The sequence below is a fragment of the Okeania sp. SIO3B5 genome, from assembly GCF_010692555.1.
GTDB lineage: Bacteria > Cyanobacteriota > Cyanobacteriia > Cyanobacteriales > Microcoleaceae > Okeania.
In genome coordinates, this window is sequence record NZ_JAAHHG010000106.1 from 1 (window position 1) to 25,942 (window position 25,942).

General features: G+C 37.6%; 17 protein-coding genes. 13 read left to right on the plus strand and 4 right to left on the minus strand.

Going from position 1 to position 25,942, the window contains the following annotated elements; all coding sequences use genetic code 11:
- Positions 1-216: 216 nt before the first annotated feature.
- From F6K54_RS16145 to F6K54_RS16155, 3 genes are all read left to right on the plus strand, one after another.
- The gene (locus F6K54_RS16145; protein ID WP_293079187.1) at positions 217-492 is read left to right on the plus strand and encodes a hypothetical protein; all 276 of its coding nucleotides are present in this window, start codon (positions 217-219) and stop codon (positions 490-492) included.
- Between the two features lie 148 nt (positions 493-640).
- Positions 641-931: a hypothetical protein gene (locus F6K54_RS16150; protein WP_293079188.1), complete on the plus strand. Its 291-nt coding sequence runs from the start codon at positions 641-643 to the stop codon at positions 929-931.
- Positions 932-1,273: 342 nt separating this feature from the next.
- Entirely contained in the window at positions 1,274-1,474 is a 201-nt protein-coding gene (locus F6K54_RS16155) for a hypothetical protein (RefSeq protein WP_293079190.1), read from the plus strand.
- Here F6K54_RS16155 and F6K54_RS16160 read toward each other — a convergent pair.
- Both F6K54_RS16160 and F6K54_RS16165 read right to left on the minus strand, forming a co-directional pair.
- Positions 1,459-2,655, minus strand: a complete 1,197-nt coding sequence (locus F6K54_RS16160; protein WP_293079192.1) for a DNA cytosine methyltransferase — start codon at positions 2,653-2,655, stop codon at positions 1,459-1,461. The two genes, F6K54_RS16155 and F6K54_RS16160, sit on opposite strands and share 16 nt — an antisense overlap.
- 373 nt (positions 2,656-3,028) lie before the next feature.
- Positions 3,029-3,985, minus strand: coding sequence for a DMT family transporter (locus F6K54_RS16165; protein ID WP_293079194.1), 957 nt, complete (start codon positions 3,983-3,985; stop codon positions 3,029-3,031).
- Positions 3,986-6,318: 2,333 nt separating this feature from the next.
- Here F6K54_RS16165 and F6K54_RS16170 point away from each other — a divergent pair.
- From F6K54_RS16170 to sigC, 3 genes are all read left to right on the plus strand, one after another.
- Entirely contained in the window at positions 6,319-7,686 is a 1,368-nt protein-coding gene (locus F6K54_RS16170; RefSeq protein ID WP_293079196.1) for an NCS2 family permease, read from the plus strand.
- Between the two features lie 1,810 nt (positions 7,687-9,496).
- Positions 9,497-10,399 carry a lipoyl synthase gene (lipA, locus tag F6K54_RS16175; protein WP_293079211.1) on the plus strand — a complete coding sequence of 301 codons (903 nt, stop codon included), beginning with the start codon at positions 9,497-9,499 and terminating at the stop codon, positions 10,397-10,399.
- A gap of 623 nt (positions 10,400-11,022) precedes the next feature.
- Positions 11,023-12,273 (plus strand): RNA polymerase sigma factor SigC, encoded by a 1,251-nt coding sequence (sigC, locus tag F6K54_RS16180; RefSeq protein WP_375341975.1) that lies wholly within the window; start codon positions 11,023-11,025, stop codon positions 12,271-12,273.
- Positions 12,274-13,164: 891 nt separating this feature from the next.
- On the opposite strand, the gene F6K54_RS16185 is transcribed toward sigC, so the two are convergent.
- Positions 13,165-14,295, minus strand: coding sequence for a C1 family peptidase (locus F6K54_RS16185; RefSeq protein ID WP_293079198.1), 1,131 nt, complete (start codon positions 14,293-14,295; stop codon positions 13,165-13,167).
- Between the two features lie 225 nt (positions 14,296-14,520).
- Between F6K54_RS16185 and F6K54_RS16190 the strand changes: the two genes are divergently transcribed.
- The 6 genes from F6K54_RS16190 to F6K54_RS16215 all read left to right on the plus strand — a co-directional run bounded on the left by F6K54_RS16190 (position 14,521) and on the right by F6K54_RS16215 (position 20,064).
- Positions 14,521-15,303, plus strand: coding sequence for a transposase (locus tag F6K54_RS16190; RefSeq protein ID WP_293079200.1), 783 nt, complete (start codon positions 14,521-14,523; stop codon positions 15,301-15,303).
- A 19-nt stretch (positions 15,304-15,322) separates the two neighbouring features.
- The gene (locus F6K54_RS16195; protein WP_293079214.1) at positions 15,323-15,565 is read left to right on the plus strand and encodes an IS200/IS605 family accessory protein TnpB-related protein; all 243 of its coding nucleotides are present in this window, start codon (positions 15,323-15,325) and stop codon (positions 15,563-15,565) included.
- A complete protein-coding gene (locus tag F6K54_RS16200) occupies positions 15,537-15,767 on the plus strand; it encodes a hypothetical protein (RefSeq protein ID WP_293079202.1) in 231 nt (76 codons plus the stop codon). Before F6K54_RS16195 ends, F6K54_RS16200 begins: the two co-directional genes overlap by 29 nt.
- Positions 15,768-15,972: 205 nt before the next feature.
- Complete coding sequence (locus F6K54_RS16205) at positions 15,973-18,684, plus strand: DUF4347 domain-containing protein (protein ID WP_293079204.1); 2,712 nt, start codon at positions 15,973-15,975, stop codon at positions 18,682-18,684.
- A 68-nt stretch (positions 18,685-18,752) separates the two neighbouring features.
- Complete coding sequence (locus tag F6K54_RS16210) at positions 18,753-19,919, plus strand: RNA-guided endonuclease TnpB family protein (RefSeq protein WP_293079206.1); 1,167 nt, start codon at positions 18,753-18,755, stop codon at positions 19,917-19,919.
- Entirely contained in the window at positions 19,903-20,064 is a 162-nt protein-coding gene (locus F6K54_RS16215; protein WP_293079208.1) for a hypothetical protein, read from the plus strand. The genes F6K54_RS16210 and F6K54_RS16215 overlap by 17 nt, the downstream gene beginning before the upstream one ends.
- A gap of 942 nt (positions 20,065-21,006) precedes the next feature.
- On the opposite strand, the gene F6K54_RS16220 is transcribed toward F6K54_RS16215, so the two are convergent.
- Positions 21,007-21,969, minus strand: a complete 963-nt coding sequence (locus F6K54_RS16220) for an aldo/keto reductase (RefSeq protein WP_293079216.1) — start codon at positions 21,967-21,969, stop codon at positions 21,007-21,009.
- Between the two features lie 710 nt (positions 21,970-22,679).
- On the opposite strand from F6K54_RS16220, the gene F6K54_RS16225 reads away from it, so the two are divergent.
- A partial coding sequence (locus F6K54_RS16225; RefSeq protein ID WP_293079210.1) for a DUF4347 domain-containing protein occupies positions 22,680-25,942 on the plus strand: 3,263 nt, incomplete at its 3' end.

Genomic DNA, 25,942 nt, shown 5'->3' on the forward strand with positions numbered 1-25,942 from the left:
ATGGCTTGGGAGCGAGAAGGTAGAAGTAAGAATTGTCCCTTAATTTTTCTGTCTAACTATGCGCCTAAAATACTAACTTTTTGAGCGTTTTAGACTGAAACAGACGCACTTTTTTCGACTCCAAAAAGGCTAAAGTCTTTATATTGTCAATGCTTTTAGATTTAATCAGCAAGCTCTAATTAGCCCGCAATTGTTTTATATCATCGAGTTAATTATTTGTACCAATCTCAATCAATGACAGTTCAAGATGATAGTAGAGAAAAGGAATTAATTGAGTTATTTAACTTAGAAAGACCAGCAAATTCAACTCGTAGTGGAACAGATGCAATCTTGACTTTAAATCAACTAAAAATTCCTTTTGAATTAAAGTCAACTACAAAGAATTCTGTAACTACAGTTAGAGATTTCGGACCGGAGCATATTAAAAAGTGGAATAGAAAACATTGGTTATTTAGTTTCTATGAAAAAGGTGGTAATATCATGTCCGGTTGAATAGTTAGACTTTGGCGGAAGGAAGGCAGGAGGCAGGAGGCAGGAGGCAGAAGGTTTTCTCAAGAGTGTCACCTTAATTTTATACAGGCTCCGATGCTACCGGACATGATATAAAACCCTAAAATATTGCTTGTATGCTTCCCCTGAAATGATGGCTCCTTGGATTAGTGAAAAATCAGCTTATGTTGCATCAGATTATAAACTTGCTCAATTAATACCAGAGTTGATTAGCATATCTTTACTATATGAAATTGTTGGAGAAAAAGAAGTTTATACACTCGAAGATGCTCAGAGTCTGCAAAAAAGACAATATGTAAGCATTCAGCTATTAGCTGTCAGCTCTCAGCAAAAAAAAAGGGGGTTTAATGAATATAAACTGTTTCAGCCAGCTTTTATAGTAAGTATAAGTTCTGACTCAATTAGTAAAGCTTTTATCTAAAATTAAAAGCAATAGCTGATTGCTGATTGCTGACAGCTGAATGCTTACGACAATATACAATCCAAGAATACCGAATTGACATCCTCCCGACGTTGCGCTTACAAGGGCAGCGCGGGATTCCTAAACCTCGCGGCTCAGGACTTTCTGCTTCCTAGCACCTGCCTCCGAGGCCAAACCTCTTTCTGGTCTTACGGTCGCTCCACAGACTGAAACTGCTAGCCCAGCAGCCTAGTTCTATGTTAGGATAGCATACTCTTGTAAGAACCGCTCTTATTGATTGGTTTTCCCATCTCTCCGCTCCCCTTCGGGAGAGCGCGGGTCTTCAACCAACGTTGAGATAAAATGGATTTAGAATTTGGCTACTCCCCTGAAAGAATGCTTTCGATTTTAAGAGATAGATGCCAATATTTAATAGAGAGAGGTTCAACTTTAAATAACCCTCATATTCCAGCTTCATATTTTAAAAATTGGGAGCGAATAACTACTAATCATGCTCAACGTTTAAGAGAACTTGTAATAGAAAATATTCAAGACAATACTTGAGCAATAGATACTGCTATTTGATAAGCCATAGGTGGTGGAACTGCATTTCCGATTTGACCTAATGCTTGATAAACTGCACCAGAAAATTGCCAAGACTCAGGAAAGCCTTGGAGAATTCCACAATCAGGAACAGACAACCGAAAATGATTATTTTTTGCTACAAATAAATGCGCTTTTTCACGATTTTCAGCTACTCCATTCGGCCAAATTTGTAATTTTCCCCAAGCTTTTTGTGCAGAAACACTACTTAAAATAGATGTAGTATGGCGGGGTCCAGTTAATCCACTTCTAAGAGTAGGAGATAAAGCATCAAATCCAATATTTGGTAATCCTAAAGCTTCACGAATTCCCATACAACATTGTAATTTTTCTGGAGTTTCCCAATTATCAAAAAGATTGAGTTGAACTGGTTTGGCCGATTGATTTGTTGGTAGATGATGCCAATAATGGGTAGGTTGAGGAGGTTGATATTTTGCTAAATATTTTTCATCGCGAAAACCGATAAAAAAGACTCGCTTTCTAATTTGAGGAATGCCAAAATCTGGCGCATTTAAGATAAATTTTGTGATTTTATATTGAGGATATAAAGGAGATTCAATAACTTTTTCAACATATTTACTAAACTTTTTACTGACCAATGCTGTTACATTTTCTGCCACAAATATTAGGGGTTTAATTTCTAGTACGGCACGAATAAATTCGGGGAACATATCGCGATTATCTTCCTCTCCTTTTTGACGACCAGCAACAGAAAAAGGCTGACAAGGCGGACCCCCGTGGATAATATCAACTAAGCCACGATAGGGTCGCCAATCTACTTTTGTGACATCTCCTTTTTCACCTGAAAAAATTTGCCAGTCTGGTCTAAGATTACGCAAAGTATTACCAGCTTCAGTGAGAATATCATAAGAGGTAATATGACTAAAACCTGCTCGATCAAAACCAAGGTCAAGACCACCACCTCCACTAAATAAGGAGAGGGATCGCCATCTATTTTTAGGCATTTTTGTCATTAGTTTTTCAGGATTTAGGTTGGGGATATTAATAGGATGAATTGGTTTTTTACCTTCTCCATTTAAGGCTTGTTTTTTTGCACGACTAGATGCTTTTGAACGTTGTCTATAAATTTCTCTTTGTGCTTCGGTAATATTCCAACCTTGATGGGGTGATGGTGTTGACATTAGGTAAACTTTCTGAGTTTAATAATTATTAATAATATCATTATCAGGATTTACGCAACAGCAATAATTATAGTGGTTACATCAGCAATAATGACCAAATTATACAGTATATGTAGCAGTACTGCGTAAGTCCTGATTATTAAGAAAGTTTCTTAAGATAGCGTAGCTCCTCTGTAAAGAGGCTTTTCATATGCGTAGCAAACTGTTAACTGAAATGACTCCTATACCTCCAAGTTCCACTGTAATTTTTGGCGTTGCTGAATGGTAATGATTTTCAGATTAAGTATCAACGCAAAACATAAGTTTTTCAATTTTACCTTCAGCTACTTACCATTACATTTCAGCAACGCCTAATTTTTTACAACATTATCTGTTAATGACTAGCTTTCTGAATTGAAGGACTTGATTGAGCTAAATATAATCCCAATAATACGATAGAAAATCCTAGCCAACTAATTATAGTAAGTTGTTCTGAGAATAATCCCCAAGCAATTAAAGCAGTAATCACAGGTTCCAATAAAAAGCACAAAGCAACAAAACCAGAAGAAAAAGTTTTGAGACTATAAGTAACAAACCCATGACCTAAAACTTGGGCAATTACTGCCAAACCAATAATTGATAACCATCCCCCCCAAGAAAAAGGCAAAATATGATCTTCCGTGAACAAGGCAATAGGAAGAGTAAATAAACTACCACTTATACAAGTCCAAAATAAGATAGTTATCGCTGAAAATTTGGAGCGAAGTTTTTCAATTAATAAGTAGTAAGCACCAAATAAAATTGCAGATGCAAATGCTGCTAAGTCACCAGTAAAATGTTCTAAATCTACTTGTATATCATCTGCTCCAATGGTAATTGCTCCTACTATAGCTATTCCCATTCCTATTAAAAATCTACGGTCAAAACGAAGACTTAAAAACATCCATCCTCCCAGAGCAGTAAAGATGGGAATCATGTTATGAAGTATTGTTGAGTTTGCTACATTAGTTTGGGTTAAAGACCATGCCCAAAGAAGTAAACTAGGAGCAAAAGTAAAACCACCAGCTAATAAGCAAATCCAATCACTAAATTTATAAGTTGAATATTGTTCATTTCTATTAGTTGATGATTGATTTTTTTGAGCTTGGAAATTACCCCAAAACCACAAGACCAAACCAGAGATAATAAAACGATCTAATACTACACTAGCAGGTCCTAATTCTCGTTCGCTTAATCGAATAAAAATTGCTGCTAAGGATACAGCGAATAATCCTATTAATAATGCGATTAAAGAGAAAAGTGTAGATTTTTGCTCTGAATTTCGGGGGAGTAATTGTATTTGACTTGTCATGTTAAATTTACCTTTGAATTTTGTATAAGCCAGAAAAGAGTTTACCGAATAATTAACTAATTAATAATTAAATAATTCGCGCCTTGAAGCCTCCCCTTTGAAGGGGAAAAAAGCGGTCTCCGGATGGATGGGTTTCCTAACCATATCCAATCAACCAAGAGAAGAAATAATATTTCCTTATATTCAATTCCGTAACGGTTTTAACCAGAGGTAATTATCAATTATCCATTATCAATTATCCATTAATGAAATATTTTCTAGAAAAACTCAAGAGGTTTTAGTTCCTTAATCATTTGAAATGTTTAGCTATGAACATCAAATGGGACTTAGGAATCTGTGATACACCCTATGAGTTTAAAATTGCTTTGCTCTCCAACGCTGACGCGTTAGAAATTACAGAAAAACCTTAATTTTGCATAAGCTTTCTTAAAAGAACCTATAGTTCAATATTTTTTGTGATCGATGAATTAAAAAAAACAATTTCCATAGCAAGGTAAGCATTTCCTGCGGAATGCTGCGCAAACAGCGGCCAGCTAGTCTCCTATGTTCGGAACTGCATTATCAGCTTTAGTGGACAATTTAAGTTCGTTGTTTTTGTGCTTCAATTCTTTGTTCAAAAATGTAGTATAAGTTAAGCAAATACTTGGTTCACTAATTAATAAAGCTGAATGCGAGCGCATTCGGTAGGATGAACTGACTGCTAATAGCTGAATGCTTACATAACAAGGAATGTGAAAAAAAATCAAAAAGAAATTACTGATTTATCAAAATAATTTGGTCTACAATCCCGCCTTTTAAGGCGAAATATTTTTGGAAGGTTGCTCGAAATCCCCGTTACAAAAATAACTTCTGTACCTCGCCAATCCTACGACTTCCCTATCTGACTTCTGAGTTCTGACTTCTGACTTCATTAGCAAAAGCTTACTAATGCTTAGAATCTATCAGCAAAAAATTGCTGCGACAATTCTAAATAAATTCTAAATATATAAGTAATTATACAGCATGGTTTTAACAAAATCAATTTTTTTATGATGCAAAGATAAAATATGAAAAAATAATGATAATGAAGCAAAGATTTATGTATTTTTGAGAAAATGAGTCAAAAACTGCTAAATATTACTAAATCTAGTGTTTGTATAATACTTTGTGCGTAAGCATTCAGCAGTCAGTCGTCAGCTATCAGCTATTTGTTATTAATATCATGTCCGGATAATCAGTAGACATCTCCAGAAAAGAGGGAACAGGGAACACCGGAGCTGGGAACAGGGAACCCACCCCTCGCCCCTCCCCCTCCCTGGAGGAGGGCTGTTTCATTCTCAATAGACACGGGGACACACCAGACACACCAGACACGGGGATAGAGGCTTTTAAGCGACGTTGAACCAGATATCCTCTCAGAGTTTAAAGACGCGTACTTTGCTGAAAAATCGGCAAATTTTGATGAATTTCACTGTTCCACTATTCCCTCATTTCCCGTTCTCCTTCAATCGTTAACTTACGGGACTTTGAAACAGCCCTGCCCTCCCTGGAGGGGAACAATTGATAATTTCTGGATAAGAATTGATTGTCTTTTTGATTTTTGGAGATGTCTAGTGATAAAAAAACCTTTTCCCTTCTAATCTTTTCTTTCCTCTCTTGGTGCGTATTCCCTTGCGTCTGACGCCGACGCGGGGTTGCACCACTTCCCCCTCCTGCCTCCAGCTCCCGCTGCCTTACCTCCTCCAAAGTGTAAATATTCAACCGGACATGATATAACTCACGATCGTACTAGAGGGGAATTATCCACCAAGGATAATTAGGGTTTGCTGAAAAAGTCTTATGGGTGAGGGTAGGAGACAGGAGACAGGAGACAGGAGAAATGGTTACTTAGAGGAGGTAGGAGTAAGAATTGTAAGAATAATTTTTCTGCCCAACTATGCGCCTAAAATACTAACTTTTTGAGGGTTTTTGACTGAAACAGGCGCACTTTTTCAAGGCCCCAAAAAGGCTAAAACCTTTATCTGTAAATACTTTTAGATTTAATCAGCAAACCCTAATTAAAATTCATTAATGAAATTGGCTATAGCCTAACCTCAGTTATTGCTTGAATATGTTCATACATCTGATTGCTGTTTGCTTCGTGGTGACAAACGGAAATGCGAGCTAGCTGTTTGTGCAGCATTCCGCAGGAAATGCTTACCTTTGTACAAAAGACTGAAACAGTTATCTATTAAAGTATTCTCAGTTGATAGAAACAGTATTTATAATTTTAAAAAAACACTTTTTTACAACTTGACAAAAGATACAAATAAGGATACATTCTCTAGCCAAATTCTCAATTTTTAGATAGGAATATGACCCCAGAAAAAGGCCAGTTAAATCAATTAGTAATTATTGCTAATTTTTTTCAATTTAACCAGCTCAAAACTAACTTTCGCACAGAGACAATAGCAGGAACAACTACCTTTGTGACAATGGCATATATTTTAGTAGTAAATCCTGACATATTATCTAAAGCAATTTTTTTGCAGAACTCCGGCGATTTATTTGGAGAATTAGTAATTGCTACAGCAATATCAGCAGCATTTGCTACTCTAATTATGGGAATATATGGTAATTATCCATTTGCCTTAGCACCAGGCATGGGTTTAAACGCTTATTTTACTTTTTCAGTAGTGTTGAAGTTAGGAATTTCTTGGGAAATTGCCTTAGCTGCTGTGTTGATAGAAGGCTTAATTTTTATTGGTTTAACTCTTAGTAAAATTCGCAGTCAAATAGTTAATGCTATTCCTGAATGTATTAAACAAGCCACAACAGTTGGCATTGGTTTATTTATTGCTTATATAGCTCTAATAAACACCAAAATTATTGTCTCTAATGAAACTACAACTACAACTTTAGGGAATCTAAATCAACCCGAAACATTAGTAGCGATCGCTGGAATTATTATTACTTCTGGATTCATAGCTCGCAGAATTACTGGAGCATTATTATGGGGAATCTTAGCAACTGCCTTACTAAGCTGGATATTAGGAATTGCACCTTTACCTCAAGGAATTGTTAGTTTTCCTCAATTACCAACGCACTTATTTGGTCAAGCATTTATTGGTTTAAAAAGTATAATAAAAACTAACATATGGGAGCTAATTACCATCATTTTTGTTTTGATATTTGTAGATTTATTTGACACAGTAGGAACTTTAACAGGATTAGGAATAAAAACAGGTTATTTTAATCAAACAGAAAAATCATTTAACTTAAACAAAGCATTTATGGCAGATGCGGTCGGCACAACATTTGGAGCAGTCATGGGTACTTCCACAGTCACAACTTATATTGAATCTGCTTCAGGCATTTCCGAAGGAGGACGCAGTGGATTCACTGCAGTTATTACGGCAATTTTATTCATTTTATCTATATTTTTTATTCCCTTATTATCAGCAATTCCTTCCTTTGCAACTGCACCAGCATTATTAATTGTAGGAGTATTAATGATGAGTAGTGTTCGTAATATTAATTGGGACGATCCAGCTCAATCTATTTCAGCATTTTTAACAATTATAGTTATGCCTTTAAGTTACTCAATTGCAGACGGATTAGCTATGGGTTTAATTATTTATCCTCTTCTCAAAACATTCCAAGGAAAAGTACATGAAACTACTTTGACTATGTGGCTATTAGCAATCATATTTATATTGAAATTTGTACTTGTTGGAAAATAATTAGGGTTTGCTGAATAAAGTATGACTGTTCATTAATTGATAATGGATAATGGATAATTGATAATTACCTCTGGTTAAAACCGCTCTTGATTGAATATCAGGAGATATTGTTTTTTTTCCCCTTAAAAGGGGAGGCTTTAAACCAGAATTGTTTAATTATTAATTATTAATAATTAGGGTTTGCTGATTAAATCTCAAATAATTACCAGATAAAGGTTTTAGCATTTTTAGGTATTGAAAAAGTACATGGTTTTCAGCTCTTCATGGTCAAAAAGTTAGCATTTTTAGCGCATAGTTGGGCAAAAAAATTCTCCCCTACTGGGACTTAAACAAAATAGAGCCAGAAAATAGGCTTAAATATAGACGGGCAAAGGCTTTTACGTCAAAAAGGTATAAATCCGTATGGAAGCACGGGTTCTAGCCATTTTTAGGGCATCGACGTAATTCCCTTGTCTAGAGTGGCTTTGACGCATTTTTTCGACAATAAAATGTTTAAGTACCACTACTCCCCTACTCCCCTACTCCCCTACTCCCCTACTCCCCTACTCCCCTACTCCCCTACTCCCCTACTCCTTAAAAAGACTTTTTCAGCAAGCCCTAATTAATAATTCGGTAAGGGCAGGAGTCAGAATTCAGCAATTCTGCAATCCAGAATTCAGAAGGAACGGGGAATTATAGAGGAGGTAGTCAGAAAAATTGTAAGAGTAATTTTTCTGCCATAATCGTCTGAAAATACTAGCTTTATGCAGCTCTTGACACCAAAAAATGCTAAAACCAATATCAGTCAATGGTTTGACATTTAATCAGCAAGCCCTAATTATTAACATTTAATTCGCCAAACTAAAGATAATTAATAATTATTAATTAAATAATTCAGCTTTATTCGCCTCCCCTTTCAAGGGGAAATTTCGCCCCTACAACTTTTAACTTCTGCGTAGCGGCACAAAGATAATTAATAATTAATAATTAATAATTAATAATTAATAATTATTGATTAAATAATTCAACTTTATTAGCCTCGGAGCGATCGCAATTTAGAGCCATAAGGATGACGAAAATAACTGACCAGTTACAAAATCCTCAAACAATTACAAATCAAAAATGATTGGCTGTCAGATGTGCGTCTTACATTCTGAGGTTTCCTCAGAATTACGCACTTGCTTTTAAATGCATGACTTTTAACTTCCGCACTTTATTGTTTGCGTAAACCCAACTAGATTCGGCAAGGGGTGTCTCGTTATAATCTCCGATTTAACGGGAGGGGAATTGCCGAGCTGCAAATTAAATAGGTGTCGATTGATGTTTTTCTTCTGATTTCTTGTCTTTCAGTCTTAGTGAATCTATGAAATCACTTATTACTTGGGTCATCGTTTTTTTTATTTTCTGCTGCATATAATCTCAGCTTATTTAATCTGTTCTGACTTATTCGTACTTCCCTGTTCATTACCGAAAAATTCTGCTCTAAAGCCTCCTCTTTTAAGGAGATAAAAAGCGATCGAGGGATGGCGAGGTCTCAGAGCCATATCCATGAGACCAAGAGAAAATAGAATATTCCTTATCTCAAGCTCCCTTATTGCAGAGGTATTGTTAACTGATAACTGAAATGACCTTTGCTATTTGTGGTGTAGTTTTATAAACTTGGTATAATATATTTTTATGCAATTATTTATACTAAATTGTATTGATGAATTTATATGAACTTAATTGTAGATATTTTGCTAATTATTTAAACTCAGAAATTTAATGAAAAATTTATTTAAACTTATTGTTGCTACTATGCTAAATTTGTTAAACTAAACTTAAAATCATAATCACAGTAAATAAAGAAGTGGTAGTTAAACCGAACTGGTTACGAGTAAAAGCCCCTCAATGGCAGCGAGTTGGTAATGTCAAGGAAATTTTGCGAGACTTGAATCTCAATACTGTTTGCGAAGAGGCTTCCTGTCCAAATATCGGTGAGTGTTTTAATTCTGGTACAGCAACTTTCCTAATTATGGGACCTGCTTGTACCCGTGCTTGCCCCTACTGTGATATAGATTTTGAGAAAAAACCTCAGCCTTTAGATACGACTGAACCAGAGCGACTGGCGGAAGCAGTTAAAAGGTTAAAGCTCAATCATGTTGTTATTACCTCTGTTAATAGAGATGATTTGATAGATGGGGGCGCTACTCAATTTGCTAAATGTATTTCACAAGTTAGAGAAACTTCGCCTCAAACAAGCATAGAAGTCCTGATACCAGACTTGTGTGGTAATTGGCAAGCTCTGGAAATAATTCTTAAAGCAAAGCCAGAAGTGCTTAACCATAATACCGAAACAGTTAAGCGACTGTATCGTAGAGTCCGGCCTCAAGGTGATTACGATCGTACATTGGAACTTTTGAGGCGATCGCGAGAATTGGCCTCTGAAGTATACACAAAATCCGGCATTATGGTAGGTCTGGGAGAAACTGAAGCAGAAGTCCAAACAGTAATGGAGGACTTACGGAATGTTGACTGTGACATTTTAACTATTGGACAATACTTGCAACCAAGTCCTAAGCATTTACCAGTATCTAGTTTTGTCAAACCAGAACAGTTTGATAGATGGAGAGAAATGGGCGATTCAATGGGTTTTTTACAAATTGTTTCTACCCCCTTGACTCGTAGCTCATATCATGCAGAACAGGTAAAAGAATTAATGAAAAATCATCCAAAAGCTAAAAGTAAGAAGTAGACTTTAGATATTGCCTCATTATTTGCGACTCAGGAAAGCTATAATCACTGGTAAAGTGCATCACCCATCACCCCCGATAGCAAAAACGATCACTGCTCAAACGTGATACAGATCGCCTATCATTGTGTCTAGAGTAACTCAATTGCTAGAAATTGATTAGTAAGTAAATTGAGTATGCTACACATAAGTTAAGTTAAAAGCTTTGTAAAAATTAAGCTGAGTGAATAAAAAGTGTAATCAGCAAAAATTAAATTAAAAATTTATAATAATTTAAGCTCCAAAATCAGAAAATTCCCGAAGTGATCGGAAACAACCAGTAATAGTGATGAACATTAATATAGCTTCTGACTATAGTCACTCTTCTATAGCAGAAGTATCCGTATACTAAAAATCAAGCCTAGGGAAGTTAACTGGAGCAAACACACAGGCAAATGTACTCTCAAGGTCATCGCTAATATTTTTATTTTTATTTAAAGTAAGCGATCGCCCAAGTTCATTCCGTCTATAATTGTCAATACTCATCAGAAAACAAAACTAGACTAAATGCCAATTTCTCAGGAATAAGGCATTTTATCCATAGACTGTCCACTAAGTACAGCCTCTTGTCAACTGGAGCAATTGAGATGATCGCTATGTCAGGTACTTATCCTTATACTGAAGAAAAACTGCAAGATAATAATTTGCAGACTAATATTTCTGAAGATATAGAGCAAATCATTGCTCGACCAGAAATCAATGAGCTAGAAATGGAAGATGGAGAAGCAGAGAATGCCCAAAAAAGCACTAACCGTAGCACAACTGATTTAGTACGTTTGTATCTCCAAGAAATTGGTAGAGTTGACTTGCTCGAAAGAGACCAAGAAGTCTCTGAAGCTAAAAAAGTCAAGTGCTATGTGGAGTTATTAGAGTTACTTAATAAATCAGCTATAGAAGAAGAAGGTGTAATTAGGTATTATGTTAAGTTGATTGAGATTCGTAATCGTCTGACAGCTCAGTTAGGACATAGGCCATCTTTGGAACGGTGGGCAAAAGCAGCAGGTATACCTGTGGTAGAACTTAAACCTACTCTTGCTGCCGGAAAGCTTCGTTGGGCGGAATTAGCAGGTTTAAGTGTTAAAGAACTGGAGAAAGCTCAAAGTGATGGGGTTAAAGCCAAAGACCACATGATTAATGCTAACTTGCGTTTAGTAGTGTCAGTAGCGAAAAAGTATCAGAATCGTGGCCTAGAACTTTTAGATTTAATCCAAGAAGGAACTTTAGGTCTAGAAAGGGCAGTTGAAAAATTTGACCCAAGAAGAGGGTATCGATTCAGCACTTATGCTTATTGGTGGATTCGTCAAGGAATAACAAGAGCGATCGCTACTCAAAGTCGTACAATTCGCTTACCAGTTCATATTACGGAAAAGTTAAACAAAATTAAAAAAGCGCAACGGAAAATTTCTCAAGAAAAAGGACGTATAGCAAAACTTGATGACATTGCCCAAGAGCTAAATATGACACCAGCTCAAGTAAGAGAAGTGTTACTAAAAGTTCCACGTTCAATTTCTCTGGAAACTAAAGTAGGTAGTGATAAGGATACTGAACTAGGGGAACTCCTAGAAACTGAAGATGCTTCTCCGGAAGAAATGCTGATGCGAGAATCTTTAGTACAAGCATTAAAAGGACTACTAGAAGATTTAACTCAAAGAGAAAAGTCTGTAATCTCCATGCGTTATGGTTTAGGAGATGGTAATCCTTATTCTTTATCAGAAATTGGTCGTTCTTTGAAACTATCTCGGGAACGAGTCCGTCAAATTGAAGCAAAAGCTTTACAGAAATTACGCCAACCCAAGCGTCGTAGTCAGGTACAGGATTACTTGGAGTCTTTAACTTGAGTAAAGAAGAAATAAAAATGTGGCAATAAACTTACGTCGCCACATTTTAGGATTTAATATAAAAATAGTTTAATATTTGCTAAATTATGATTGATAGTATAGATATATAAAATCCATTTAGAATATTGACCTTGATGACAATTTTGAGCCATTTAGTAGTTAGTGGGATAGAGGCAACAGGGAAAAAGGTGCATTACTAGATTTTATAATCCCTGGCAATTTCCTGAAAATAGTGTTATGATAGAAGTTAGAAAATAACTGAAAACTGAGTATCGCGTTATTTCGATCCCGACTTTGAGTCATCCCTAATGGTTGCCAAGTCTTGAAAAAGAAAGCGCAAAATAAATACTCATGTTAGTAGGCCATAAATAAGTCAAAAAATAGCGCTTTGGGGATTTTCCTCGAAGCATTGCGAGATACCGCCTACGTTGATGGTTCTGCCGTCACGTTGCTATGAACGGTTTTCCTGACTTTTGCCGGGAATTGCCGGGCTTGATGTATCTGGAACAATATTTCCATACTTTTCCATGATAAATATCCGTATCTTCTGGCTCTCTTTTTGGTATATTTACCTGCATCAAAACTTGAGAGTCACGGAGTTTATATGGATTGAAGCAATAATTGAAGATACTTCAATACAACCGTGTAATAGCAGTGTGTCTAAATAACCTCTGCTATTAACCCAGAGCAAATTTTTCTATTCTTTCTGCTCTTCCTCCTACTCTCTGCTCAAAGGTTTCTAGATTCTTGTTCACCAAGTCGCACAACTTTTACCAGATGAGCTATTCTCTGCTGTAACATAATTACTTGTATTTGAGATAAAATTGCTATATTACTATCTGACTCAATTTTCAGTTATTTCATTGAACTGTATAACACTCTTTGCTATAACTAATTTCTCACATTTCTTCGTGGCAAACGGTATTTCCTCGCATCAACCCAAGCTGCACCATAACCAATACGATTAGTATTGTAAGCGATCCACATATAACCATTTTCGCCCCAGTCGGTACCCCAAGAATTTTTCACTAACCAAGCACGTTTTTGATCGTCCCAACCAATAATAGTCACAGCATGATTAGGAGTTCCGTAGGCATTTTCGTTATAGACTCCACCCTTGTAAGCATGAAACACATCAGTCGCATATACAGATGAAACAACCGGACCATGTTTGCATAAGGCTTGTTTCATCTGAGAAACAGAAGGAATACCGCCATCATTGCGCACATATCCCCAAGTCGCTGCTTTCAAGGGAGTGTTGCGCTGGAAACGACAGACAGTATCTGTTGCTTGATAGCGAAGCATTCTTTCTGGTAAATTCCCTTTGTTAACCATAAAATTAAATACAAGTCCATACCAACCACCCTTGCAGGTTCCAGCACCACTACAACTGAGAACGTGCTGTTCTGAACCATCTGCTAAACCTCCTACCTGAGAATAAACAAGGTTATTGTGATAGAGAGCGCTAGACTCAAAAGCAGCGATCGCCGCAAATGCCCAGCAACTACCACATTCTCCCTGGTCTCGCACTGGAGTAATAATTCCGGCATCGCGCCAGTCAAAGGTAAAAGCATCGGGGGAACAGATAGACTGTTTTTGTCCTGGACTTTCTTCCATATTGGAGAGTATTTGCCGAGCGCGAAAGTTTTGTTGTGTTGCCAATTCTGCTAAATTTCCTGGAATTTGAGTTCCGGCAAGTGTGTCGATGTTGCGCCATAAGGCAGAACTAGGACCAACTTTAAAACCTCTTGATTCTGCAAAGTTGCGCAGTTGTTGCCAACGTCTATTGAATGCTTCTCGACTCATGGATAGTAGTTGCTCTGAGTTATGGGTTTTAGTATTTGTCAAGGGTGACTTTAGCAAAAGAGGAGTTGATGTAGTGGTTGTTGAGTGAGTATTACTGTATAGTTTTTGATTGTGTTTTAAGTTGCTACTGTTAGAAGTAGAAGTGCATCCTTGAGAGATTATTGCTAATATTAGCCCAGTTGTACAAAATTGTAATAACTTTGAATATTTAACCATTACCCATTAAATTAATATAGTTATAGTCTTGGTAGGTAGATTATGCCCACTATTATTGATATACAGTCTTGCAATTATTAATTACGGAAGAAGGACGAGAGTTTGAAAGCCACATCTTTTTAAAGCGTGGATGAAAAACGAACGGGCGATTTTAATCGCCTAAAAAAGTTGTCATTTTTTATCCTGTAATGTTAATGTTATCATAATAACATAGAAGTAATAAAGATGTATGGATGTCAGCAAGAGCTAATTAAAAGTCCAGAAAGTATCCCGTTTTTAGAATACTTATGTACCACGGTTAACCCACTTATTAATTGTGGGATTTATTTGGCTAGACAATGGTATTTTAAGTTGGGATACATCACGGGAAAACACGACTTAGAGAAGCAATTAAAGTCAAATCATAATTATCAATTTCTTCATTCTCAAGCAGCACAGCAAACCTTGAGAGGAGTAACAGAGTCTTTTAAGTCCTACAAGGAGCTTTCCTACAAACACTATCTAGGAAAACTGAAAAATAAACCTCAACTTCCCAAATATCGAAAAAAGGGAGGACTAGGAGTTATAACTTATCCAAAACAAGCTTTGAGACTGAAAGGAAACCAGGTGAGAGTACCTCTGGGGAAAAAAGTTAAAGCTGCTTTTAAGATTGATAGTTTTTGGCTAAATTTTCCCAGCAATCTTGACTTTAAAAAAATTCGAGAAATAAGGATTCTACCTCGTAATGGTTGCTTTTATGTTGAGTGGGTTTATCAGTTAGAGGTCGATCAACCTGAACTTGACAGGGATAAAGTTCTCGGTATTGATCACGGAGTTGGTAATTGGTTAACTTGCGTTAGCAATGTAGGAACAAGCTTGATTATAGATGGCAAACATTTAAAATCAGTTAACCAGTGGTATAACAAACAAATAGCAACAATTAAAGAGAAGAAACCTCAAGGATTCTGGTCAAAAAAGTTAGCCAATATAACTGAAAAACACAACAGACAAATGCGTATCGGCTGTTAATAAAGCGGCCAGATTAGTTATAAATAACTGTTTAGAAAATGGTATTGGTAGGATTGTTTTTGGATGGAATAAGGGGCAAAAAAATGCTATTAACATTGGAGCCAAAAACAATCAAAAGTTTGTGCAAATTCCCACAGCTAAACTCAAAGAACGAATTAGTCAGTTATGCGAATTGTACGGCATAGAGTTTATTGAAACTGAAGAATCTTACACCTCGCAAGCAAGCTTTTTAGATGATGATTTCCTGCCAAACAGGGCGTGAGAAACCCGTAAGCTGGAAGTCATCAGGAAAGCGAGTACACAGAGGTTTATATCAAACCAAAAACGGTTTGTTAGTAAATGCTGATGTGAATGGAGCAGCTAATATTCTCAAAAAAGTAGCGACAACTTTGGAATTTTCTCTCGAAGGAGTCAGTAGGGGTAGTTTGATAATGCCTTTAAGAATCCAGTTTTGGATTGCTTAAAAATCTCCGTCTATGCGCGAGCGGGGAGTATCAAGGGTAGGTAGTTTATGCCCACTGTTATTGATATACAATTTTGCAATTATTAATTAATTACGAATAATATCAAGTTCCTTGGCTTCGGAGTAATACAATTTCGTCGATCATTATGTAAGGGCAAATGGCCATTCGCCCCTACAATGAAGACGAAATAATCTTGAACTGCAGAATGAAAAATCCAATTCTAGTTTTTATTGATGCCGGGGTGGACAACTATCAACTATTGTTTGATGGTGTGGTTGGAGAAGCTCAACCTTTTGTTCTCAATACTGCTACTAATGGTATACAACAAATAGACGAAATTTTACGACAATATCCAGGACAGAATACCGTTCATATTATCTCCCACGGTGCCCCTGGTTGTCTGTACCTGGGAAATACTCAATTGAGTTTGGGTACCCTGAAACAGTACGCACCTCTACTCGGACAGTGGGATATTGACAATCTCCTGCTTTATGGTTGTCATGTAGCTTCTGGGGATGCAGGTGAGGAGTTTGTGAGTAAGTTGCAAGGTCTGACTGGTGCTAATATTGCTGCTTCTAAGTCTCTGACAGGGGCGGCGGTTAAGGGTGGTAACTGGGAGTTGGAATTGAGAACTTCCAAGTGTGAGACTTCATTAGCTTTATCAGAAGCAGCTATGGTAACTTATAGTGGGGTATTGGAAGTTCTCAATGCAGATGATTACGCAGCTTTGAAAGCTCTCTACGAAGGTACAGATGGGGAGAGTTGGAGTAATAATACAGGCTGGAGTGAATGGGATTTCAGCAGTTCCACCCCTCCTGATGCTTCTGTTGTTAATGATTGGTATGGAGTAGCAGTAGTAGGCGATCGGGTAACGAGACTCAACCTACATAATAACCGACTCACAGGTGAGATTCCTGAACAATTAAGCTCTCTGTCTAATTTACAGAATCTCGACCTACGTAATAACCAACTCACAGGTGAGATTCCTGAACAATTAAGCTCTCTGTCTAATTTACAGTCTCTCTGGCTAAATAATAACCAACTCACAGGTGAGATTCCTGAACAATTAGGCTCTCTATCTAATTTACAGTCTCTCTGGCTATATAGTAACCAACTCACAGGTGAGATTCCTGAACAATTAAGCTCTCTGTCTAATTTAGAGCAACTCTTCCTATATAGTAACCAACTCACAGGTGAGATTCCTGAACAATTAAGCTCTCTGTCTAATTTAGAGCAACTCTTCCTATATAGTAACCAACTCACAGGTGAGATTCCTGAACAATTAAGCAGTCTCTCTAATTTACAGTCTCTCCGCCTAAATAATAACCAACTCACAGGTGAGATTCCTGAACAATTAAGCAGTCTCTCTAATTTAGAGCAACTCTACCTAAGTACGAACAGACTCACAGGTGAGATTCCTGAACAATTAAGCTCTCTGTCTAATTTACAGTATCTCTACCTACATAGTAATCGACTCACAGGTGAGATTCCTGAACAGTTAGGCTCTCTGTCTAATTTACAGTATCTCTACCTACATAGTAATCGACTCACAGGTGAGATTCCTGAACAGTTAGGCTCTCTGTCTAATTTACAGCAACTCTACCTATATAGTAACCGACTCACAGGTGAGATTCCTGAACAATTAAGCAGTCTCTCTAATTTAGAGTCTCTCTGGCTATATAGTAACCAACTCACAGGTGAGATTCCTCAGAGTGTCAATGATTTATCAGCAGACAAACGTTTAGATAACCCCCCTTATGTAGCAACCGACATTCCTGACCAGACTACAACTACCGATACAGTCTTTAACCTCGATATTAGCAGTAACTTCGGTGACATCAATCAAGACATTAGCACTTACAGCGCACAAGGTTTACCTGATGGCTTAAGTATCAACACAACCACTGGTGTTATTAGTGGTACCCCTACCGCAGCAGGCAATTATACTATTACGGTAAATGTATCAGATGGTAAATTTACTCCAGCACAAGATACCTTTGATATTGAAGTTGAACAAGTTGGAGAAGTCAATCAGCCTCCCACTGATATCACACTTTCTAACGACACCATCGACGAAAACGTACCAGCTAATACAGAAGTCGGCACATTATCAACCACAGATCCCAATACAGACGATACCTTTACTTACGCATTAGTCTCAGGGAATGGAGACACCGACAACGCAGCCTTCACCATTGACGACGACCAACTGAAAATCAATACCTCTCCCGACTATGAAACTCAGGATACTTACACTATCCGAGTTCAGACAACTGATGCAGCAGGAGAGACTTATGAAGAAGAACTAACCATTAGTGTTAACAATCTCAAAGAAGGTTCTCCTCCTATTGGTGTTGTTATCAGCAACGACAGCATCGACGAAAACGTACCAGCTAACACAGAAGTCGGTATATTAGCAACTTTTGACCGTGACGTAACAGATACCTTTACTTACGCATTAGTATCAGGGAATGGAGATACTGATAACGCAGACTTCACTATTGATGGCAATGTTCTGACAATCAATATTTCTCCCGACTTTGAAACTCAGGATACTTACAATATTCGAGTTCAGACTACGGATACTGAAGGAGAGACTTCTGAAAATCCGTTGATTATTAATATTAACAATGTCAACGAACTTCCCATAGACATCAACCTTGACAACGACAGCATTGATGAAAACGTAGCAGCAAATACTGTGGTTGGTACATTGTCAACTACAGACCCTGACACAGACGATACCTTTACTTATAGATTAGTATCTGGTGCAGGAGACACCGATAACGCAGCCTTCACCATTGACGATGACGAACTGAAAATCAATATTTCTCCCGACTTTGAAACTCAGGATACTTACAATATCCGAGTTCAGACTACGGATGCTCAAGGAGAGATTTATGAGAAAGAGCATTGACTTAATCAAAGAATAGCGATATAATACATTACAAAGCATACTATTAGATAGACGGTATTCACACATACATGAAATCCATTAGAACGAAGCTCAAACTTAATAACAAACAGAAAACCCTCTTGGCTCAACACGCAGGCTACAGTAGATGGGTTTACAACTGGGGTTTAAGTTTGTGGAATGCCGCTTACAAGGATGGTTATAAGCCCAATGCCCGTAAGCTAAGAGTTGTTTTTACCAATCACACAAAACCTCTTTATCCCTGGATGAAAAACTTGTCGTCTAAAGTTTATCAGTATGCTTTCATAAACTTAGGAGAAGCATTTAAGAGGTTTTTTCAAGGGTTGGGTAAATATCCAAGATTTAAGAAGAAAGGTAAACATGATTCATTCACAATTGATAATTGTGGAAAACCGATAGAATTAAACGGATGGAATCATAAATTACCTTTTATTGGTATGGTCAAAACTTATGAACCAATTGAAGCTACAACTCAAAAAATCACGATTAGTAGACAAGCGGGTTCATGGTATCTGAGCTGTAGCTATGAATTTCACGCCATAACCACACCCAAAACAACTGATGTTATAGGTGTAGATTTGGGAGTGAAAACATTAGCTACTTTAAGTGATGGGAAAGTATTTGAGAGTGTGAAATCGTATCGGAGATTTGAAGCTAAGTTGTCTCGGCTGCAATACCTAAATCGTCATAAAAAGGTTGGCTCTGCTAACGGTCGGGCAGCACAACTAAAGATAGCTAGGCTCCATAGACGAGTGGCTAACATCCGCAAAGATGCACTTCATAAATTGACAACATATTTAGCTAAAAACCACAGCGTTGTTGTCATAGAAGATTTGAACGTTAGCGGTATGTTAGCTAACCACAAGCTAGCTAAATCTATAGCTGACCAAGGCTTTTATGAGTTTAGACGACAGCTAGAATATAAGTGTCAATGGTACGGTTCTGAGTTAGTAGTAGATAGATTTTTTCCATCTTCTAAGACTTGCTCAAACTGCGATCATATTCAAGATATGCCGTTAAATCTAAGAACTTATGACTGTCAGTCATGTGGCTTGTCAATAGACCGCGATTTAAACGCAAGTATAAATTTAAGAAAGCGAGTGCGTAATTCTGAGGTCTCCTCAGAATGTAAGACGCACTCAAGAGATGCGGTCGGCTTGACCGTTGACGCCTGTGGACGGAGTGCTGCTGACAGTTCCGGTGGAAGCAGGAAGTAAACATCAATTCGTCACTTTATGTGAAGCTTTGTATCAGTTTTATAGAGCAGCTAACAGGATTTGGTTTATGGATAATGATGGCATATTAGACAGTAGTGTTAATCCTGGAAATCTAGGCATTGCTTGGGATGTAGCTGGATTGTAATATAGAAGGGGAGTGGGGGAGTGGGGGAGCCAGTAGTGGACTGTTTCAGCTAAAATAGTGCTTTAGAGAAGTCAGGGCAAGACACGGATTTTGCCACGGATGCACGGATTTGATATCACCTACCCCATTTTCTAATATCATGTCCGGTTGAATACTTAGGGTTTGCTGATTAAATATCGCGCTTATTGACTGATATTGGTTTGAGCAATTTTAGATCTGGAAAAAGTGCGAGGTTTTCGGTGGTAATGGTTCAAAAATTCAGGATTTTGGTCAAGAGTAGGGCAGAACCATCTTGAGAAAATTCTTACTCCTACCTCCTCCAAATTCCCATTTCTCCTGTCCCCCTCCTGGGAGGGGCGAGGGGTGGGTTGTCTCCTGTCTCCTACCTTCACCCATAAGACTTTTTCAGCAAGCCCTACTTACACTTTGGAAGAGGTAATATCAAATCCGGTAGCATCGGTATAATTCAGTATTGAGGAATAATTTATTGATATTCTAGAGTAGAACAGCCTTTTGTCTCTACTGACGATAGAAATTATATTACTCCGAAGCCAACGGATTTGATATAAGGCAGAAGGCAGGAGGCAGGAGGCAGAAGGGAATATTGGTTCAACGATCCCCCGCGCATCCCCCTTAAAAAGGGGGACTTCCAGTTCCCCCCTTAATCCCCCTCCCGTCCCCCTTGGGAAGGGGGAAGCCAGAGGATGCTGCGCTTTTTGTTAAACGGGGGTTAGGGGGGATCTCCTGACTCCTCTGTTGTTATTTATAACTATTAGACATCTCCAATAATAAAAAATTAAATCAATTATGGCACATAAATTGTCAATTCTTTCCCCCTACTCCCTACTCCCTACTCCCTACTCCCTCTTTTCAGGAGATGTCTATTCAACCGAACATGATATAATGCACATTTTTAGCTGTGTCACGCCACTACAACCTTCTTCAAAAATCCCACATGACAGGGCGATCGTCTAAAGGATCTGTGACTATCCGTCCGATCGCATCAATTTCTGCTAGCTCATCTGAGGATAATTTAACATCTCCAGCTTTAGCATTAGCAGTCGCTTGTTCGGCATTTCTTGCTCCAACGATCGCATTTGTCTGGGGTTGAGCAATTAACCAGGCGATCGCTAATTGAGCTAGACTGCACTGTTTACTTTCCGCAATAGGACGTAGTTTTTCTAAGGCTGTTTGCACTCGTTCGTAGTTTTCTTTAATATAAAAAAGTCTATTTTTAGCACGATGATCGCCTTCAGCAAATTTATGATCTGGTCCGAATTTACCTGTTAATAATCCCTGTGCTAATGAAGAATAAGCAATAATAGAAATATTATTTTCAACACAGTAAGGCATTTCTTCTTTTTCTATTTTTCGCCAGAACAAAGAATAAGGTGGTTGGATACTATCAATTTGACCATATTGAGCTGCTTCTGCTATTTGTTCGCGAGAAAAGTTAGACACACCAATTGCTCGAATTTTACCCTCTTGTTTAAGTTTATTTAGAGCATTCATTGTTTCTTCAATGGGTACAATTTCACTATTAAATGCACCAGACGGCCAGTGAATTTGATAGAGGTCAATATAATCAGTTTGCAGGTTTTTGAGGGAGCGATCGCAAGCTTCTATTACTTGGTCATATTTGAGATGATTAGGAAAAACTTTAGTCGCTAAAATTACTTGCTCTCGTACATTTGCCAATGCTTGAGCAACTATTTGTTCTGAGTAACCATCCCCATAAATTTCAGCAGTATCAATTGTGGTGATGCCTGCATCAACAGCCGCTCTTATTCCTTCGATGGTTTCAGAATCTTCAATTCCCACCCACATCTTTTTTCCAGCTTGCCATGTACCCATAATGATTGGGGTAATTTCAATTTCAGAGTTACCTAATTTTCGCTTCTCCATCATCGTCTCCTAATTATTCCGAATATAATTATAGCTATAACATATTGTGCATTAAGTCAATAGTTACGATTGGGTTTTAGGTATCCTAATTGTTAATTTATATATCAATTAATGGGATAATTTTGATTACTAAATATTGAATACTTTTTTCTTCCTTTAGCAAAAAAAAAATGTCTATTTGTCTAGACATTATCTCGGTTGTCCTTAGTCTATTTTATGAAGTTTATGAAGAGAAAAAGCATTTTTAAATAATTACTGAGACTCTATCTTTATATTTAACCTAAATTTCTGTAAATCCACGACAGCAATTTGACTCAAAGCATAAAATTTTTCAAACAAAGTTGGGCATTTAGTAATAGACAGAGTTAAAATGTAGATAGTTCATTAATTGATAATGGATAATTGATAATTACCTCTGGTTAAAACCGTCCTTGATTGAAAATAAGGAAATATTATTTCTTTTCTTGGTCGATTGGATATGGCGAGGAGACCCGCTCTTATCAGAGCCGCTCCGCTGTTAGCGTTTGCGGTAGCATTCCGGAACGGAAAGCTTTGCGGTAGCAAACGCCATCCCTCGACCACTTTTTCCCCTTTAAAAGGGGAGGCTTCAAGGCGCGAATTATTTAATTATTAATTATTAATTATTCGGTAAAGCTAAAGCGATCCGTAAAAAATTGCGATTATAAAAATCTTTAAAGAGAGGAAATTATATGGAGTTAAAATTGTTAGAGGGGATAGACTTCCAGTCCGCAGTCGCGATCGCCACCAAATCTATCCTATTTATAGATCCAACCATAGAGGACTATCAGATTCTGGTAAAAGGGATAAATCCTGATGTCAAAGTTGTAGTATTGGATACATACCGTGATGGTATTCAACAAATTACAGAAACATTGGTTCGTCACCAGGGAATAAAAGCTGTTCATATAGTTTCTCACGGTACATCTGGTTGTCTGTATCTGGGCAATAATCAACTGAATTTAGAAACTATTGCAAACTACACTGAGCAGTTACAACAGTGGGCAGAAGTATTAGATAACAATGCTGACATCCTGATTTACGGATGTAAAGTGGGGGCAGATTTAGTTTTTGTCCAAAAATTGCGAGAGTTAACAGGGGCTAATATTGCTGCCTCGGCCACACCTACTGGTAGTGCTGCTTTGGGTGGTGACTGGGAGTTGGGGGTTACTACTGGTGAAATTGAGGCGAGTTTAGCATTCACAACAGCAACCCAACAACAATGGAATCATATTCTTCCTGCCTTTGATGGACTTCAGCCTTATTTTTATCAAATTATTGAGGGTGAGCTACGAATATTCAATACTTTGATCGGTGATTATGAACTTTTAGGAGAGATTCAACCAGTACCTGGTTTTTCAGGTACTTATAATGGATCGGGGTATAACCCAAATGATGATTTTATTTATGGAGTATTACGCACAAATAATACTAATACTGAAGGGAGAATTGTCAGAATACATTCTGATGCAACAGTTGATGATTTAGGTATTACTATAACTGGAATTTTTTTAAATGCAGCTGACGTAGACAATAACAATAATCTATGGGTAAGAACAGGTAGCACCAATAATCAACTTACAAGAATCAACCTTAACGATCCTAGCGTTCCACCTCAGGCTATTACTTTTACTGGAACTTTAGGGAATGTTTCAGATATAATTTACAACGAGGCAGACAACAAAATCTACGGAGTTGGTACAGATAGAAATCTCTATAGCATAGATTTGAATACCAACACAATTACTACAGAAGTAATATCAGGTTTAACTGGCAATAATCATTATGGTGCTGCTTGGATCGATCGAGATGGTGATTTATATGTTAATCTGAATACGGGGGTACTCTATCGTGTTGATGATTATAATACACCCACTCCTGTAGCTGTTCAGGTTGGAACCTCTGCACCAACGTTTCAGAACGACGGAATGTCAGATCCAGGTGAGTTATCACCATTCAAAGTTCCTTTTATAGATCCCAATCCTAACAACCTTATTCCCTTTAGCCACGAAGATACTTTTACTGAAGATTTGACTGTTAGTGTAGGTATAGTTAGTAATGATGTAAATCTTCAAGATTTTGATGAGACTGATACTGTAACTGAAAATATTAGCGAAGCAACTATTACGCTGACTAACCCTCAAACTGATGATGAGTTATTCGTAGATTTAGCTTTACCTTTTCCTCCTAGCATAACTCCTAACATCAGTGGTAATGTGATTACCTTGACAGCAGTAGATAATATCAATGGAGCAACCCCAGATGATTTTGAAGATGCTCTCAAAGCCATTCAATTTAGGAATACCAGTGAAAACCCAAATACAACTCCAAGGGAAGTAGATATTCAGTTAACTGATACAGAAGGCAATTTGGGTAATACTGCTACAACTACGATTAACGTTGTTTCTGGTAAAAATACTCCTTCTTATCCATCTGAAGAACCTAACGATACTGTATTGCGAGCTACTAACACCGGATTAACTATCAACAATGACGGTACTTTCAACTATTCTGGTGAAATAGGCGATAACCCTAACGTTGATCCTGAACAAGATGTGGATTTATTTAAGTTCGACTTAGGTTTAGGCGATCGCCTCCGTTTACCAGAATTTATAGACCTGTTAGATGAAAACGACAATGATATTGGTGATGCAGAAGTACAGGTGTTTGATTCTACAGGAATTCCAATTTCTCCCCTATTCTTCGATCCTTCCGGTCCGGGATACGTTATTTACCAAGCTAACCAAGCAGGTACTTTCTATGTTGGTATTAGCGGTAGTGGTAACAGTGGCTATGACCCCAATATAGAAGGCAGTGGTTTTGCGGGAACTCCAGGAAAATATGACTTGACTATTGAAACTATTGGTCGTCAGATGGGAGGTACTCAAAGTAAATTGTACTTTAGTCGAGATACTGCTTTCAACGATGAAGGTTTGTACATTTTAGATACAAGCACAGGTAATCCTATTCTTGTTGGCACTAATGGTGATAATGTGAGTGGGAATGTTGGTTTAGCTCCCAGTGATTCCTCAAGTTTCCTTTATGGCAGCGAACCTGACAATTTATTAAAAATAAATGCTGATGGTAGCGTTGCTAATTCCACTGGTATTGGAAATATTTATTCTCAAACTAACGGACTCGCTTACGACTCTACTAGGAATATTCTCTATGGAACAGATGGTTCAAATTTTTATACTGTCAATCAAAGTACAGGCAATCCAATTTCTGACCTTAGTTTGTCTCCTACGTTTTTGTCAGGATTAGCCTTTGGTAATGGGGGAGTCTATGGTTTAGGTGGAAGCCAAGATTTGCTGTTTTACGACCCTAATACTGATAATTGGTCTGTTATTGGAGATACCGGAATATCATCATGGCAAGATGTAGGATTAGCTTTTGATGCAGAAAAAAATGTACTGTATGCTAAACGGTATAATGATACCTTACTTTATGAGATAGATGTATCAACGGCACAAACCACAAGTATTGGCGATACGGGATTTTTAGAAGGTGGTGGTTTGGCATTAGTGAGTGATGATGCCTACGAAGAACCGAACGATACTATAGCACAAGCGACCAACACAGGATTAACCCAGAACAACGACGGTACTTTCAGCTTCTTTGGTGAAATCGGCGATAACACTAATGTTCTGCCAGAAGATGATGTAGACTTCTTTAAATTTGACTTAGGGTTGGGAGAAAGAGTTCGTATACCGCAAAATATAGAATTATTAGATGAAAGTGGCTTTGTTTCCAATGCAGAAGTAGAACTGTTTGATGAAACAGGACAGCCATTTCCGACAAATCTTAATTTGCTATTTACTGATACTGACAACTACGACATTTACGAAGCTAATGAAGCAGGTACTTTTTACCTTGGCATTAGCGGTAATGGTAACTGGAGTTACGACCCCAACATAGAAGGAAGTGGTTCTGGTTCCGCTACAGGTAACTATGG